This window comes from Bacteroides sp. AM44-19, from assembly GCF_003603395.1.
Lineage (GTDB): Bacteria > Bacteroidota > Bacteroidia > Bacteroidales > Bacteroidaceae > Bacteroides > Bacteroides uniformis.
Map to the genome: position 1 here is coordinate 342,107 of NZ_QTNB01000003.1, position 16,010 is coordinate 358,116.

The window sequence follows — 16,010 nt, forward strand, 5'->3', positions numbered from 1 at the left end:
ACAATGCCACTTGCTAAAAATGAAGCCAGCGCTTCACCTTATCCTTCAGATTTATATTGACCATGAAGCCAACCAACCACTTTTTAGCGGCCATAGGCATCATATAGAACAGAAGAAAAGGAAGCAGCTTCATCAAATTTTTATCCAAATGCCAATGTGACGGATAAGAAAAATGGCGGGATAAAAGATTTTCCAGATATTGCCGCTTCTTCTCCGGCGAAATACATGCAGAAGCATATACCCGGTTGGCATGATAAAGGCTCATTTTCATGATGTCCAACATCAGTCCGTTATAGAAAGACTCGCCGGTCAAAGAGTGTATATACCCGGACTTCAACAACTGCGTACCAATATATTGTTCTGTCAAAAACTCTGAATACCCTTGCAGCTCTTTCAAACTGGTGACCGATTGAGGATTATAAGTAAAGAACAGTGTACAATCCGGCAACAAGCGGCAAGAACGGGCCCGCAATATCACTTGATACGTAAACCAAGGGTCATCAATCAGATAATGAGGAATACAACGAACCTCATTTTTGCGCAGAAAATCCGTCCGATAAAGCTTGTTCCAAGTAGCTACAAAGATATTCTGCCCCCGTCCGTAACGATATTTAGCCACTGCATAATCTCCATCAGTAATTAGAGTATCCTCGTACTGGCATCCACCGGGATACACTTTTCCTTCCAAATCACGCCGGACGAAGGATGCCGCCACAAAATCCACTGGATGTTCCTGCATCTTATTATACAGCAATTCAATGCACTCCGGTATAAGCACATCGTCGCAATCCATTGTAAACAGATATTCCCCCGTCGCCTTCTCGACAATGGTATTACGTGCCGCCCCCGTACCCTGATTGACCACTTGGTCGATAATACGGACAGCACTTCCGCGTGGATGTTCCCCGGCTACCCTGCGAACTATATCCATACTATCCCCTTTATCATCGACAAAAATAAATTCAATGTTCGGATACGTTTGGTTAAGGGCAGACAATAATGTACGCTCTATAAGACCCGCAGCATTATAAATAGGTATGCCCAGCGTTATAAGCGGAAGAGTATTCATCTTTTTATCCATCGTTTCATTGTACGTAAAAAACGTTGCACATCCAGTATCAACAGAGGGGAAAGCGAAGCCAGACATAAGACAGCATAATCAATGGACAACCGGAAAGGCAATCGCTCTAACGCCGACCTTAGAGCCAATCTCTCCCGGCCAATGAACTCGCCTTTCTCTTTTCTATTATCACAAGCTGTATCCAGCCAAATGTGTACCCGTCGTATATCGTGTACACAAACCCTCATCCAGAAATCAGGGGCCGGATGTTCTTTCACATAGTCACTGTGGTTTTCGAGCCCTTCCAATAAAGACTCTATAATTCTTTTCTGATTATCAACATGATGAGACACCGACTGACTACGCATCCGATAATAATAAGCATCGACCGGAAGTGAACAGACAGCATTGGCATGATAAAAACAAAGAGGATTCAGCACACAATCCTCTGCCTTATTCCCTGGAATATAACGCAAACGGTGCTTTATCAGCAGGTCACGGAGTATCAAGCGATTGGTCAGTACCGGATTGTAATAGAAATCCTGATAGAGCTCTATCCCCGTCTTTATCGGTGATTCAGGTACGTCAAATCCGACAAAACGCCTGCATTTGCCGTCTTCAAAAGCCACATTATTGAATATCAGCATGTCCAAATGGCTTTCGCGGGTCTTCTCATAAAAACGAGACAACAAGCCGGGAGCAATGAAATCATCGCTGTCAACAAACCAGATGTATTTGCCGACCGCCTTTTCAATGGCTTCATTCCGAGTTTCAGCCGCTCCGGAATTAAGATGGGTAAAAACACGGATATTAGCATAATCAGCCCCATATTTCTGTGCTATCCGCAGACTTCCGTCAGTAGACCCGTCATCATAGAGTATTATCTCATATAGCTCTGACGGAACATCCTGATTCAACAAGCTATCTACACATTCAGACAGATAATCTTCCACATTGTATACCGGAACAATAAAACTCAGCCATTTCTCCATAAATTCATTATTCAACCATTTACCTACAAAAATACACAAAAAAAGGGAGCATACTATTTTTTTGTGTACTTTTGCTGGTAATAACAAAAAACTTATGCCTCAGGAGTCACGCCTTAAAAAATCATTGCTCAATGCGCGGGTTAATCTCATTTTTTATTTCCTGAGTTTAGCCCTATCATTTTTTTCCAGAAAAATCTTTCTGGATGCATTGGGCGCAGACTTTATGGGGCTGATAGGTACACTGAACAATCTCTTGGGTTTTCTGAACCTTGCAGAATTGGGTATCAGCACAGCCATCGGCTACGTTCTGTATAAACCCCTCTTTGAACACGATGAAAAGAAAATCAATGAAATAATTTCCGTTTTCGGTTTCATCTACCGCCGTATCGGTTTTATCATTCTAAGTGCAGGATGTGCCTTGGCATGCTTCCTGCCCTTGATATTCCCCAATAATGTCTTTGATTTAGGCGTCATCTATTTTGCATTTTTCTCGTATCTGACCACTTCACTAATAGGATATTTTGCCAATTACAAGCAAACCCTTTTGGGAGCAGACCAGAAGAACTATGTAGTGACAGCCTATTTTCAAAGTGCCGTACTGATAAAGACTTGTCTGCAAATGGGATTAGTCTATTATACGGGCAACTATTACCTATGGATTAGCCTGGAACTTCTGCTGGGCATTGTCTATTCCATTATCCTGAACTGGAAAGTCAACCAGGTATACCCTTGGCTGAAAAGCGAAGTGAAACAAGGAAAGCTGCTTTTCAAGAAATATCCGGAAGTAACCCGGTATACCAAACAGCTCTTTGTCCATAAACTGGGCAGTTTCGTACAGTTCCAAACCACTCCCTTTCTGGTATATGCCTTCGTCTCACTCAAAACTGTGGCTTACTATGGGAACTATACGCTCATTATTGATAAGATAAGTATATTTATCAGCAACCTATTAGGGAGTACCAATGCAGGAGTAGGTAACCTGATAGCCGAAGGTGATTCCAAACGTATCCAGCAAGTATTCTGGGAGTTGATGGGTATCCGTTTCTTGATAGCCGGAACCATTTCATTTGCCCTGATTCGACTGACCGGCGCTTTTATTTCATTATGGCTAGGAAGTGAATACGTATTGCCCCAACATATTCTGTATCTGATTATCATCAACTCGTTCATCAGCTACACCCGAGGTGCCATAGACCAATTTACCTATGGGTATGGTTTATTTCAAGATACTTGGGCTCCCATTGCGGAAGTAATCATCAACCTGACTGTTGCCATCATTGCCGGACATTTTTGGGGACTGCCGGGAATTTTGATGGGCAACATAACCAGTCTATTTCTCATCATAGTCATTTGGAAACCTTACTTTCTTTATTCGCAAGGATTCAAAATACCCGTTCTTCACTATTGGATGGGCTACATCAAGCATCTGCTGATTATACTGCTGCCGGGAATAGTATGCTACCATCTCTATCCAAGCAATGACTTTACACCGGAAAGCTCTTTTACACATTGGATTCTCTATGGAATGATTCTGATTTCCACTTATGGGATATTGACCTGCTCGTTGCTCTATCTTTTCACTCCGGGCATACGTGCATTCGCTCACCGGATACTGAAAAGGCATCATTGACGAGCTGTTGATTTCAGTCGGTCAAAGGCATTTTCCCACTCGTCCGCCACATTCTGTATGTCAAAGCGCCTCACATACTGCACACAATTTTTTGACATCTCCCTGCGCAGTTCTTCATCTTTCATCAATGAGCCCAACTTCCGGGCAAACTCCTTATGCGAGAACGGAGGAACCAACAATCCGTTCTTCCCATCATCAATAATATCTGTGATAGCTGCATACGAATTGAACGCCACCGGAACCGCCCCGAATGTCATGGCTTCGGTCAATACCATTCCCCACCCTTCAAAGTCACTCGTCAGACATAGGATGCTTGCATCCCGGTAAAATGGTTCAGGGTCTTGCCAACCGGTGAAAACAACCCGTTCCATCTTTAAGGCTTTCTGTTCCAATGTCTGCCTTATCGGCCCGTCTCCCACAATGACCAACTCCCAATCGGGAAATTTTTTATATATACGCTTCCAGATATCAATCAGCCGTCCTACACGCTTCTGGCGCCACTCTATCCGGCCTACATACAATATCTGCTTCTTCTTGAGAAAATCTGTATTTTCTTGAGCAGGATATGTATTCGGATTGGGGATGGCAATCACCCGGCTCAAATCTTTTGAATATATCTGCCACAAATCAGGAAGAAATTTCAAGGAAAGTAAACATAATGCATCTGTATATCGAAAAATACCTCCATAATCTGATTGTAATGTACGCTTGTAATCATACTTAAGCATGGGAATTTTGAGGATACGGGCCACCTTTCTGATTTTTCCCATGATTGTGTTTTTTCCTGATACCCACATTACGAACTCTCCCAAATGATGATATATGCCAAGAGGATTATAATGTATCACGGAAATAATATACACGTCCCGCAAGGTTTTAGAGAAGGAATATAATGTATAATAAGTCTGCGGGTCCTGGTCTATGACCATATCAATACGGTGCTCTTGCAGGAAACTACGGAAAAACAACCCGTTCTTTTCTACTTCCCGAACCTGATATGGGAAAAAATAAGAGGATGCAGGATATGCATAATCCATGCGGCTTTCATCCCGCACACTATGTAAACAAAGAACATGGTGTCCCCGTCTTATGAATTCACGGCACAAAAGGTCACTTACTCTTTCAATCCCTCCCCGTTGGGGATGGAACATGACAGGATGTATAAACAAGATATTCATAATGCCCTCCGTTATTTCGCTCCAAACATTTTCTTGAATTTTATACCTGACAAGAAACGCATCCACCCATCAAAAGCCGATGCCCCCACCCTGCAAAGCAAGAATTTGCCCAACACATCCGCTTTATACTGTGGAAGAAAAAATCGTCTTATCCATTCTTTGTCTGATAAAAGGACTTGATGTAAAAAAGACAACCGTTCCTGCCGGGTATACTTATGCTCTGGTTTATAGATGGCCAAAATCACTTTATGGAAAAAGACAGTCAATGAATTCCATGTTCTATCCAGTGAGCTATCCTCCAAATTAAATTTCTTTTGATACACATAGACCCTTTCCAAAAAATTGGAGAATGCTGCATATTCTGCCGGAAAGCTGTTTATACGCACAGACAACACATCTACAGAATACCCTACTCTATAAACGTAATTATTGTAATCACGAATAACCATAAAATCCGCATACATCAGGTAGTCCAACATAAACAGCATATCTTCCAGTCCGGAAACAAAAGGAACAAAGCCCACCCGGTATTGCTTGATAATCCGATGGTCGTATAGCTTGCTGCCTGCGTACGCAACACGCTTGTCTATCAAGTCTGTCAATATAAGATACATCTGTTCCGAAGCTATATCTTGTTCGGGAACGTGAAACGTTTGAAAGTCCCCATTTGGCAGATACGCATCAAGAGAACCGACTATTACTCCCTCCTTCGTTTTATCGGCAGGCAATGCACCGTACAGCCTTTCAAGATAACAAGGCTTTACATAATCATCTGAATCAATAAAGGTTACATATCTTCCACGAGCATTCATCAAACCAGTATTCCGGGCACAGCTCAATCCTGCATTAGCCTGATGGAACACCCGTATCCTCATATCCTTCCCGGCATACTCTTCACAAATCTCCCCGCAACAGTCAGGGCTCCCGTCATCTACCAGCAACAGCTCAAAATCCGTAAAGGTCTGTGCAAGAATACTGTCAATGCACTGGGGCAAGTACTCTTCTACCTTATAAACGGGTACTATAACGGATATTTCCGGAAGATTATTCATATTCGCTCATTTTGCATGAAACACTGCCTTCATTTTTATAGACAACACCAACAAATAGTAGGCTGACTTTACAAAAGCCTTAAAATACAGATAGCCGGCATACGTAGGAAGCACATAATGGATGTTCTGCAACATCAGCTTCCATTCGGGACGCAGGCCCGTCATCTCCAACAAAGACGCATACTTTTTGTTCCTGAATACCAAATAACTCTGATAATGAAAGGATGTGTCTTTCGTGAAATACAGAATACGGTCAAAATATTTTGCCTTCAGAGTCTCAAAATAGATATATATATGCCGGTTATCCTGCAAACACCGGGAAGACCGGATAAAATCGTAGATATAACCCAGCACCAGCACACGACATTCCAAATTACGCATAGACGGCGCCCGCATGATGGAGTCTGGCTGCATAGAATAATAGTAAGTGGTCTCACCGACGACATACATACTTTGAGACATACATGCCAACTTAAATGACCATAAATCATCCTCGTGTACAATGCCCTCCTGGAAGTAGAGTTTATGCTGCAAAACGAGGGGACGACTCACCAGCTTGTTCCATGCCATGACATACCATTTTCCCTGCACATAAGTGGAAAGTACAAGAGCATTCCCTTCATAAAACCCGGTGCCTAATGATAAAGGAGGAGCCCAACGTCTGGCGCCGGTCACCTCGTAATTGCCTATCACAAAATCCGGTCGCTTCTGCACCGCTGCATCCGCCAAAAGCTCTATTGCATTCGCTGAAATATAATCGTCGCTATCCAAGAAGTACAGATAATCGCCAACAGACGCTGAAATACCGGTGTTTCTTGCAGCAGAAAGCCCTCTGTTCTCTTCATGTTCCAGACATCTCACCACCGCTCCGCGCGGATGCGAAGCCACCACCCGTCTGACTATCTCCATAGAGTTATCCGGAGTGCAGTCATTCACAAGAATGACTTCCAAATCCGGCCAGGTCTGGTTCAACACAGACAGCAGACACCGTTCTATGTACTTGGCAACATTATAAACCGGAACAATAATGGAAACTTTCATACTTTCAATCATATTTTCAGAATTTCACCTCATGGCCTTCCACAAACTCTTCCCACCACACAACAAGCGTCAACAGGTTGAAATATTGCAAAGCCTTGTTCTGCCTATGCCAGAACCAACCGCCCTCCTTCTCTGCAACTTGTTCATAATCTGTAAGAAACTTCTCCACTGCATCACGGCGCAGATAGTTGTCCATAATGCCGGAAGCAAGAATGAATTCCTTAAAGAAAGCACGTCGGGCCCTATCACGGAAGAACAGTGGCATAGGTGCAAAACCGCCCTGCTTCTTCTTCAAGGTAATGGCCTCGGGAAGTAAAGGTTTATAATGGTGCTTTAACAGATATTTAGAAACGGAACGACCCCGCGCAATGTCCAGTACACTGTTGCCCCTGCACTTCAACCCTACCGGTAGCTCCTGCAGGAAATGGAAAAGCTCCAGGTCCATAAAAGGATACGTCAGATTGTTACCGAACATGCGTGCCATGCTGGAAGCCTTGAAAAGAATGATACGGTTGATTACAGTCTCCAAATCGGAAAGAATGGCATGCTGCGCATAAAGATGCTCGAAACTGTGGATATCGGGCCGTAGTGATTTTACCGGCTCAAAATCTTCTTTCGGATTTTGCAGAAGGACACACAAGGCAGAATCGGAGAAGCCGAAACGCTCCCCTTCCAGAATATGAAGTATCTTATCCAAATGGAAATTGATGCGGGAAAGCTTTCCACCGGTATCAAAGGTTTCATGCTCCAGCAGACGGCTGATGCCACGCAGCAAGGGACGCAATCCTATGCGGGCGGATAGATAATGCAACGCCACTTCGCGGCCGGAAGTACCGAAATACTGGTCACTGCCGTCACCTCCCAGAATCACGTCGGGCTTGTCATCGCCTATCATGCGCATGGCACAATAGTTTACCATCAGCCCGCCTTCCATAAAAGGCTCACCCAGAAAACGGACAATGTCGGGCAAGGCACTGGTTTCCGTACCGTCAATCTCGTACTCGTGGTGGAGGGTACCAAAGGTTTCAGACATCAGACGGGCCATGGGCAGCTCCGTCCAGGCATCTCCTTTAAAGCCCACGGAATAGGAGTCAATCTGGCCGTCGTAAATGCTGCGCAGCGCAGCAAGGTTTGAACCGGAATCATAGCCGCCACTCAGCAGGATACCTACCCTGCGGCTATGGCCGATACGCCGGCGGATGGCTTGCGCATGCAATTCTCCATAACGGCGGGAGTAGGTTTCTACATCCGGATTCCGTTCAGTCGCCACCTTGGGTTCATGCTCAAAAACGCTGTCGCGCTTCAGACAATAAATGTCATCTGCCACCTTTTCATATAAGCCGGGATTTCTTTCCTTCAGCGAATCAAACATGGAATGTACGTTCGCTTGTGTCTCTAACTTTACAGAAGCCCAAACCGGCATCAGATAACCAAGCTCTGTCAACATGTAGAACTTTTCGCCGGCACCTAAAGAATGAACATCGAATAGGGCGAAATTATTCTTCTTCAAAATGCCACGCTGAAGGAATGTACTCAATGAAACCAGATTAGGCTCGAAATTTTCTTCCAGTTGGTCCTCTAAAAATTGCCAGGAAGTGGCAAAATTACCATCAATGTGACAATAGACGGGATAATGCGTGCCATGATGGTCGCGCACCACTCCGCATTCATTTTCTGAATAATATACTATGGTGAACGAACCGTCCAGGCGTGAAAAGCCATATGCCGGATCGGATAGAAACGCATCAGCAGCAAGCTTGGCATTGGTATCATCCGGAGTTGCCTGCAAGGTGTCCCGATTATACAAAGTTCCGAAAAAGAAAAGTCTCAGATTATAACTTTCAAAAGAAGATTCCGGCTCTTCTCCCTCTACACAGACTGTACGCCAATCTTCTAAAGTGATTTTTCCGTATATCATTTGTTTGCTTATAGACTTGTTTATTGTGTATCCCTTTCTATTTTTCCACCACCCCATGCCTGGTATGTATAAAGGTCTTGTTTGCTCCCCTCAGCTTGAAGATGTTTCCTGCCATCAGCAGGAATGTATAGGGTATCTTTTGCAGGGCCATTGCCAGGCGGCTGGTGCAGAACCTTTTGGGAACGGCAACGAGCAGTGCGACAGCGAGCAACACCAAGAGCAGCCACCACTTCAGCCCCCATGTCCAGCGATAAACCGTAAACAACACGGAGAAGAGGAACGTGAAGCCCATCAACAGCAGGCGGGGAATGGAAAGCTGCTGGAAAAGCTTGTCGCAGAAGTCCCAGTTACGCGCAACAAGCGCCTTCCACAGAAACTTGGCGAAAGTCTGGCAGTAGTGCCATTGTGCCGACAGCCAGCGGCGGCGCTGACGGGAGAAATCGCCGGTGTTCTGTATCTTCTCATCGAACACAAAGGTTTCGGGCAGATAATAAAAACGCTTGCCGCGATAGAGCAGGGTCAGCTCCAATTCACGGTCGAAACCGCCCACAGCCTTGATGTCAGCCATCGTATCACGAAACAAGTCATAACGGAACGCCATACCGGAACCGATAAGGGCAGCCGACAAGCCCAGCTTGGCATGCCCCAGACGGAAAATGGTATTGTTGATTTCCTCACTGATGGCATCGAGCAGGGCCATGTCATTGTTCAGGTTCTTGGCACTCCGGTGGGTCTGCACAATCTCGACTTCCGGATTGGCGAAGAGGTCGTTAATATCACTCAGATAATCGTAAGGGATGACATTGTCCGCATCGAGCACCAAAGCGATGTCATAGTCATTGCCGATGGCAGCCATGGCGGCATTCAGAGATTTGGACTTGGTGCTTTTCTCAAAATGCACTTCAACCAGGCGGACAGGAAGCACAGCGAGGGAAGCGTTGGTTTCGGGCTGCATACGGTCCGAAATGACAACCGTATCAAAACAGTCGGCGGGATAATCCTGCTCCAGACATGAATGGACGCACTCGTGTATCACGGCATCTTCGCGGTAGGCAGGAATCAGTATGGCAAAACGCTTGTGTTCCTTGGCTGGAGGGGGCAGAGGCAGGTCACGCCGGCGTGACGCCAGACTGTAAACCAATAGATACAGTATGTTTATTGCAAACCATATGTATAAAAGCCAATCGAATATATTCAATATATGTTCCAAATTCAGAGCTATTTAAGCTTTAGAGTTGCTGCTTGTTTTTAATGGGTATCCGACACAAAGATACAAAAAAGAAGTAGAGTCCGGACAAAATATACAAAAAATGCGAAGAATATAGGAATAAAAAAACGAGCAAGCTCTCACGAACCCCTCGCCCCTGTAAGAAAAGCCTTAAAGGCTTTTCTTTTAAACTGCGTCAATGTTACCTAAAAATCAATCTTTCTCTTTACCTGAAAAATAAAACTTCAATTACCTATTCTGAAAACTTCAAAATCCAATTTTTACCTTTACCTAATTTACCTATTTATTCAAAACATTTAGCTTATGAAAAAAATCTATTTTCAATCCTTTTACCTAACAACTAATATCCTTTATTGAAAACTGTTTTTATTATTTATCAAATCCAAATGCAGTTTCCCAACTGCACTGCAAAGGTAAGTGTTTTATCCGCACGCACAAAACGCCAGCACATTTTTCGCGCGTTTTATAACATTGTTTTAGAGTTTAAGGGTATAGTTTACACTTATAAACAGTTTGTTGTTCATCGGGAGTATACTTTCCAGTAAAAAACAAGCCACCGAAGCGCCGAAACGCTTCGATGGCTGTCCCCTTTAAACACCTTTAAACAAAATGAATTTCTTATTTATTTTCTTGCTTCGGCAATATAACCTAACGCTTCTTTACATTTTTCCGTAACATAAGTCCAGTCTTCAGCAGCGACCTTATCCTTCGGGAAGAGTTTGGAACCCATACCTACGCAGAACACACCCGCCTTAATCCAGGAGGTCAGGTTTTCCTGAGTCGGCTCCACTCCACCGGTCACCATCAGCTTGGACCAGGGCATCGGAGCCAGCAAACCTTTCACGAGTTTGACCCCAAGCACGTCGCCCGGGAATATCTTGCAGAGATCGCAACCTGCTTCTTGCGCGAAACCTACCTCTGAAACGCTGCCGCACCCCGGAGTATAAGCTACCAGACGACGGTTACAAATCTTAGCAATCTCAGGGTTGAACAACGGGCCTACAACGAAACATGCACCCAACTGCAAGTACAGCGCCGCAGTAGCAGGGTCAACGATGGAACCTACACCCATAGCCATCTCCGGGCACTCTTTTGCCGCAAACTTCACAACTTCCGCAAACACCTCGTGGGCAAAGTCACCACGGTTCGTGAATTCGAACGCACGAACACCTCCATCGTAACAAGCCTTTACAACTTTCTTTGCAACTTCTGCATCCTTATGATAAAAGACAGGCACCATTCCAGTAGAACCAATCTTATTCAATACTGAGATTTTATCAAATTTACTCATCTTTTTATTTACGATTTGACGATTTACGATTTACGATTAATATTACTTTACTTTATATCTATTCTTTTTATTTACGATTTGACGATTCAAACTTCCTTTGCTAACCGATTTCTTGTAGTGACAATAGAACTCACTATTATTTTATACAATTCATGCGCCTCTTGTTGCAACCCAAGCAGTTTATTAGCAGGAATCATCTCACTTTCAGCAATAATTTCCAACCAGTGTATAGTTTCATCCAGTTCTTCCTCTACCATTTTCAGTTTATTCAGAAAATCCTTATCAGACTTTCCCAAACAAGCTGCCCTATAATTGGCAGCAGGTGAAGTCCCTGAACGCACTATTTGTTTAGCTATAGCCATTGACGAAATCCGATTAGGCATACAATCTACCATCTTGATTATTCTCAAAGAGAACACCTTCAATCGTATTTTCAATTCCTCCGAGTTCACTGTAGAAGTAATTTCAATCGTACATCGTAAATCGTCAAATCGTAAATGAGCTTAGCGTTGTACTCGTCCGCTTGCATCCCCTCCTGCCAGCGCTTCTACCTCTTCTGTGGAAACAAGGTTGAAGTCACCGTTGATAGTGTGCTTCAAGGCGGAAGCGGCTACTGCAAATTCGAGGGCGGCACCCTGGTTGGGTTTTGTCAGCAGGCCGTGAATGATACCACCTGAGAAAGAGTCGCCGCCACCTACGCGGTCGATGATAGGATTGATGTCGTAACGCTTTGACTCGTAGAATTCCTCGCCGTTGTAAATCATTGCTTTCCAGCCGTTGTGGGTAGCGGAGAAAGACTCGCGCAACGTAGAGATTACGTATTTGAAGCCGAATTCCTTCGCCATCGCCTTGAAGATTCCCTTGTAGCCTTCAGCGTCCGTCTTGCCGCCTTCCACGTCTGCATCGGGCTTGAAGCCCAGACAGAGTTCAGCATCCTCTTCGTTGCCGATGCAGACATCCACATACTGCATCAAAGGCTTCATGATGGACTGGGCTTTTTCTTTGGTCCAGAGTTTTTTACGGAAATTGAGGTCTACCGACACCGTAACGCCGTGACGTTTGGCAGCCTCGCAAGCCAGGCGGGTCAACTCGGCGGCCTTGTCGGAGATGGCGGGAGTGATACCTGACCAGTGGAACCAGTCTGCACCTTCCATGATGGCATCGAAATCAAAGTCCGCCGCATCTGCCTCGGCAATGGCAGAGTGTGCACGATCATAGATTACCTTACTGGGACGCATGGAAGCACCGGTCTCAAGATAGTAGATACCTACACGGTCACCACCACGCGCAATGAAATCCGTCTTTACGCCATACTTGCGCAATGCGTTGACAGCCGACTGGCCTATTTCATGTTTCGGCAACTTGGTTACAAAATAAGCATCATGTCCGTAGTTGGCACAGCTGACAGCCACGTTGGCCTCGCCGCCGCCATATACCACATCAAAAGAGTCGGACTGCACAAAACGGGTGTTTCCCGGAGTAGACAGCCTCAGCATGATTTCACCTAATGTAACTACTTTCTTTCCCATAATCTTTCTATGTTTTATTTTAATATGAAATTAATTTGTTTCCTTTCAATTTATCATTTCGAGGTATAAACAGAACTTAAACACCTGAAACTATGGAGAGTAAATCAAAATAACATTCGTTCTTCATAGTCTTCGTGTACGGGCACAAAGATACAACAATTTTTGAAATACAAAAAATTATCATATATTTGTATCGAAAATATTAAGATTATAATTGTGTGCGAGCACAAGAAGATGTACGATGGGACGATTTACGATTAGACGATTGAGATTACATTGTAGAATCGTAGCCAAAGCAACATCAATCGTACATCGTAAATCGTTAAATCGTAAATATACAGATGGAAAGAGTCAGAATAAAGGATATCGCCAAGATGGCCGATGTATCCGTGGGAACCGTCGACCGTGTGATTCACGGGCGTAGCGGTGTGTCCGAGTCCAGCCGGAAGCGGGTGGAAGAAATCCTGAAACAACTGGATTACCAGCCCAATATGTATGCCAGCGCACTGGCTTCGAACAAGAAGTACGCATTTGCCTGCCTGCTGCCACTGCACGAGAAAGGCGAATACTGGACAGACGTGGAGACGGGCATACACAACGCCGTAGAGACTTACTCTGACTTCAACGTCGCCGTGCACCTCTCCTACTATGACCCGTATGACTATCATTCATTCGCGGAAGCCTCCGGACAGATTCTGGCACTGGAGCCGGACGGAGTGATGTTTGCCCCCACCGTTCCGCAATACACCAAGCCCTTCACGGATGAGCTGACGCAACATAATATACCTTATATATATATAGACTCCAACATAAAGGAAGAGCCCGCCCTCTCCTTCTACGGGCAGAACTCGCACCAGAGCGGATATTTTGCCGCCCGCATGCTGATGCTGCTTGCCGGAGAAGACGCGCAGGAAATCGTCATCTTCCGCAAGATAAATGAAGGCATCGTGGGGTCGAACCAGCAGGAACGCCGCGAAATAGGTTTCCGCGAATACATGCAGGAGCATCATCCCGCCTGCCGCATCTGGGAACTGGACCTGCATGCCAAGCGCGACAGCGAGGACACACTGATGCTGGACGAGTTCTTCCAAGAGCATCCTACCGTAAAGAACGGAATCACCTTCAACTCCAAAGCATACATCATCGGGGAATACCTGCTGAAGAAGCAGAAAAAAGACTTCAACCTGATGGGCTATGACCTGCTGCAACGCAACGTAGACTGCCTGAAGCAGGGAAGCATCTTCTTCCTCATAGCACAGCAGCCCACCCTGCAAGGATTCGACGGCATCAAGGCCTTGTGCGAATACCTGATTCTGAAGAAGGAAATCACAAGGGAGAACTTCATGCCGATTGACTTGCTGACGAAGGAGAATATAGAGTTTTATTACAACAAATAATAAGGATGTACGATTGGACGATTTACGATGTACGATTGAAAATGCCATGCCCGCAAGAAAAAGCAACTATCGCAACCGTAAAACAAAGCAAACTTCAATCGTACATCGTAAATAGCTAAATCGTAAATAACATGATGGAGGCAAAGTACCTGAAAATCAACCCTGCCGACAATGTTGCAGTGGCTATCACAGCACTCCCGGCCGGTGAAAAACTCACGGTGGACGGAAAGGAAATCACCTTGAATGAGGATGTTCCTGCCGGACACAAATTTGCACTGAAAGATTTTGCGGAAGGCGAAAACGTCATTAAATACGGATATCCCATCGGCCACGCCCGGAAAGCGCAGAAGCAGGGGGACTGGATGAATGAAAACAATATCAAGACCAACTTGTCCGGGTTGCTGGAATACACTTACAACCCCGTCAATGTAGACCTCAATACTACAACTCTAAACCTCAATACCGGCGCGCCAAACCTGACCTTTAGAGGGTACAAACATAAGAACGGCGACGTAGGTGTGCGCAACGAGATATGGATTATTCCGACAGTGGGCTGCGTGAACGGAATCATCAACCAGCTTGCCGAAGGCCTGCGCCGCGAAACGGGCGGAAAGGGCGTGGATGCCATCATGGCTTATCCCCATAACTACGGCTGCTCCCAGTTGGGCGACGACCACGAGAATACAAAGAAAATCCTCCGCGACATGGTGCTGCATCCCAATGCGGGAGCCGTACTCGTGGTAGGCTTGGGGTGCGAGAATAATCAGCCGGATGTGTTCCGCGAGTTCCTGGGAGACTATGACCAGGAGCGCGTAAAGTTTATGATGACTCAGAAGGTGGGCGATGAATACGAAGAAGGAATGAAGCTGCTGCGCGAACTTTATGCCAAAGCCATCCAGGACCAGCGCGAGGATATTCCCTTAAGCGAACTGCGCGTAGGCCTGAAGTGTGGCGGTTCGGACGGTTTCTCCGGTATCACCGCCAATCCGCTACTGGGCATGTTCTCCGACTTCCTCGTAGCACAAGGCGGTACCAGCGTACTGACGGAAGTGCCGGAAATGTTCGGTGCAGAAACCATCCTGATGAACCGCTGCCGCACCAAAGAGCTGTTTGAGGACACGGTGAAGCTGATTAATGACTTCAAGGAATATTTCCTTTCACACGGTGAACCGGTAGGTGAAAACCCGTCTCCGGGAAATAAGGTGGGAGGCATCTCGACATTGGAGGACAAAGCCTTGGGATGCACACAGAAATGCGGCACAAGCTACGTGGAAGGGGTACTTCCGTATGGCGAACGCCTGAAAGTAAAGGGACTGAACCTGCTGTCTGCTCCGGGAAACGACCTTGTAGCCGCCACTGCCCTTGCCTCTTGCGGATGCCACATGGTGCTGTTCACCACAGGACGCGGAACGCCCTTCGGAACCTATGTGCCGACCATGAAGATTTCCACCAACTCCACTTTGGCAAAGAACAAGCCGGGCTGGATAGACTTCAACGCCGGAGTTATCGTCGAGAACGAACCGATGGAGAAAACCTGCGAACGCTTCATCGAATATATCATCAAAGTAGCAAGCGGTGAATTCGTGAACAACGAAAAGAAAGGCTACAAGGAAATAGCCATCTTCAAGACCGGAGTAACTTTGTAAATTGAAAATTAAGGGCTGATAGATGGAGGGCGGGACAAAACCATTTTG

The 16,010-nt window shown here is 45.5% G+C and carries 13 protein-coding genes; 3 read left to right on the forward strand and 10 right to left on the reverse strand.

The window, feature by feature from the left end:
• Positions 1-13: 13 nt before the first annotated feature.
• Both DW947_RS07985 and DW947_RS07990 read right to left on the reverse strand, forming a co-directional pair.
• Positions 14-1,081: a glycosyltransferase family 2 protein gene (locus DW947_RS07985; RefSeq protein ID WP_005827470.1), complete on the reverse strand. Its 1,068-nt coding sequence runs from the start codon at positions 1,079-1,081 to the stop codon at positions 14-16.
• Positions 1,066-2,052, reverse strand: coding sequence for a glycosyltransferase (locus DW947_RS07990; RefSeq protein WP_005827468.1), 987 nt, complete (start codon positions 2,050-2,052; stop codon positions 1,066-1,068). Before DW947_RS07990 ends, DW947_RS07985 begins: the two co-directional genes overlap by 16 nt.
• Before the next feature lie 94 nt (positions 2,053-2,146).
• On the opposite strand from DW947_RS07990, the gene DW947_RS07995 reads away from it, so the two are divergent.
• Complete coding sequence (locus DW947_RS07995; protein ID WP_005827464.1) at positions 2,147-3,682, forward strand: lipopolysaccharide biosynthesis protein; 1,536 nt, start codon at positions 2,147-2,149, stop codon at positions 3,680-3,682.
• On the opposite strand, the gene DW947_RS08000 is transcribed toward DW947_RS07995, so the two are convergent.
• From DW947_RS08000 to DW947_RS08035, 8 genes are all read right to left on the reverse strand, one after another.
• Positions 3,676-4,860: a glycosyltransferase gene (locus tag DW947_RS08000; protein WP_009038295.1), complete on the reverse strand. Its 1,185-nt coding sequence runs from the start codon at positions 4,858-4,860 to the stop codon at positions 3,676-3,678. The two genes, DW947_RS07995 and DW947_RS08000, sit on opposite strands and share 7 nt — an antisense overlap.
• An 11-nt stretch (positions 4,861-4,871) precedes the next feature.
• Positions 4,872-5,912 (reverse strand): glycosyltransferase family 2 protein, encoded by a 1,041-nt coding sequence (locus DW947_RS08005; protein WP_008664343.1) that lies wholly within the window; start codon positions 5,910-5,912, stop codon positions 4,872-4,874.
• Positions 5,913-5,918: 6 nt separating this feature from the next.
• A complete protein-coding gene (locus DW947_RS08010) occupies positions 5,919-6,953 on the reverse strand; it encodes a glycosyltransferase family 2 protein (RefSeq protein ID WP_243635076.1) in 1,035 nt (344 codons plus the stop codon).
• Between the two features lie 16 nt (positions 6,954-6,969).
• Positions 6,970-8,871: an asparagine synthase C-terminal domain-containing protein gene (locus DW947_RS08015; RefSeq protein ID WP_117963448.1), complete on the reverse strand. Its 1,902-nt coding sequence runs from the start codon at positions 8,869-8,871 to the stop codon at positions 6,970-6,972.
• A 37-nt stretch (positions 8,872-8,908) separates the two neighbouring features.
• Positions 8,909-10,081 carry a glycosyltransferase gene (locus DW947_RS08020; RefSeq protein ID WP_005837349.1) on the reverse strand — a complete coding sequence of 391 codons (1,173 nt, stop codon included), beginning with the start codon at positions 10,079-10,081 and terminating at the stop codon, positions 8,909-8,911.
• 640 nt (positions 10,082-10,721) lie between these two features.
• Positions 10,722-11,390, reverse strand: coding sequence for a bifunctional 4-hydroxy-2-oxoglutarate aldolase/2-dehydro-3-deoxy-phosphogluconate aldolase (locus DW947_RS08025; protein ID WP_057089614.1), 669 nt, complete (start codon positions 11,388-11,390; stop codon positions 10,722-10,724).
• Positions 11,391-11,476: 86 nt separating this feature from the next.
• Entirely contained in the window at positions 11,477-11,842 is a 366-nt protein-coding gene (locus DW947_RS08030) for a four helix bundle protein (protein ID WP_080650799.1), read from the reverse strand.
• Between the two features lie 51 nt (positions 11,843-11,893).
• A complete protein-coding gene (locus DW947_RS08035) occupies positions 11,894-12,919 on the reverse strand; it encodes a sugar kinase (protein ID WP_005827441.1) in 1,026 nt (341 codons plus the stop codon).
• A gap of 341 nt (positions 12,920-13,260) precedes the next feature.
• On the opposite strand from DW947_RS08035, the gene DW947_RS08040 reads away from it, so the two are divergent.
• Both DW947_RS08040 and DW947_RS08045 read left to right on the forward strand, forming a co-directional pair.
• Positions 13,261-14,316, forward strand: coding sequence for a LacI family DNA-binding transcriptional regulator (locus DW947_RS08040; RefSeq protein ID WP_005837354.1), 1,056 nt, complete (start codon positions 13,261-13,263; stop codon positions 14,314-14,316).
• 134 nt (positions 14,317-14,450) lie between these two features.
• The gene (locus DW947_RS08045; protein ID WP_117963455.1) at positions 14,451-15,962 is read left to right on the forward strand and encodes a UxaA family hydrolase; all 1,512 of its coding nucleotides are present in this window, start codon (positions 14,451-14,453) and stop codon (positions 15,960-15,962) included.
• The last annotated feature ends 48 nt before the right edge of the window (positions 15,963-16,010 follow it).

Excerpts from the sequence above, each read along its gene's own strand:
- DW947_RS07985 (WP_005827470.1), bottom strand. The coding sequence starts at position 1,081 with ATGGATAAAAAGATGAATACTCTTCCGCTTATAACGCTGGGCATACCT.
- DW947_RS07990 (WP_005827468.1), bottom strand. The coding sequence starts at position 2,052 with ATGGAGAAATGGCTGAGTTTTATTGTTCCGGTATACAATGTGGAAGAT.
- DW947_RS07995 (WP_005827464.1), top strand. The coding sequence starts at position 2,147 with ATGCCTCAGGAGTCACGCCTTAAAAAATCATTGCTCAATGCGCGGGTT.
- DW947_RS08000 (WP_009038295.1), bottom strand. The coding sequence starts at position 4,860 with ATGAATATCTTGTTTATACATCCTGTCATGTTCCATCCCCAACGGGGA.
- DW947_RS08005 (WP_008664343.1), bottom strand. The coding sequence starts at position 5,912 with ATGAATAATCTTCCGGAAATATCCGTTATAGTACCCGTTTATAAGGTA.
- DW947_RS08010 (WP_243635076.1), bottom strand. The coding sequence starts at position 6,953 with ATGAAAGTTTCCATTATTGTTCCGGTTTATAATGTTGCCAAGTACATA.
- DW947_RS08015 (WP_117963448.1), bottom strand. The coding sequence starts at position 8,871 with ATGATATACGGAAAAATCACTTTAGAAGATTGGCGTACAGTCTGTGTA.
- DW947_RS08025 (WP_057089614.1), bottom strand. The coding sequence starts at position 11,390 with ATGAGTAAATTTGATAAAATCTCAGTATTGAATAAGATTGGTTCTACT.
- DW947_RS08035 (WP_005827441.1), bottom strand. The coding sequence starts at position 12,919 with ATGGGAAAGAAAGTAGTTACATTAGGTGAAATCATGCTGAGGCTGTCT.
- DW947_RS08040 (WP_005837354.1), top strand. The coding sequence starts at position 13,261 with ATGGAAAGAGTCAGAATAAAGGATATCGCCAAGATGGCCGATGTATCC.
- DW947_RS08045 (WP_117963455.1), top strand. The coding sequence starts at position 14,451 with ATGGAGGCAAAGTACCTGAAAATCAACCCTGCCGACAATGTTGCAGTG.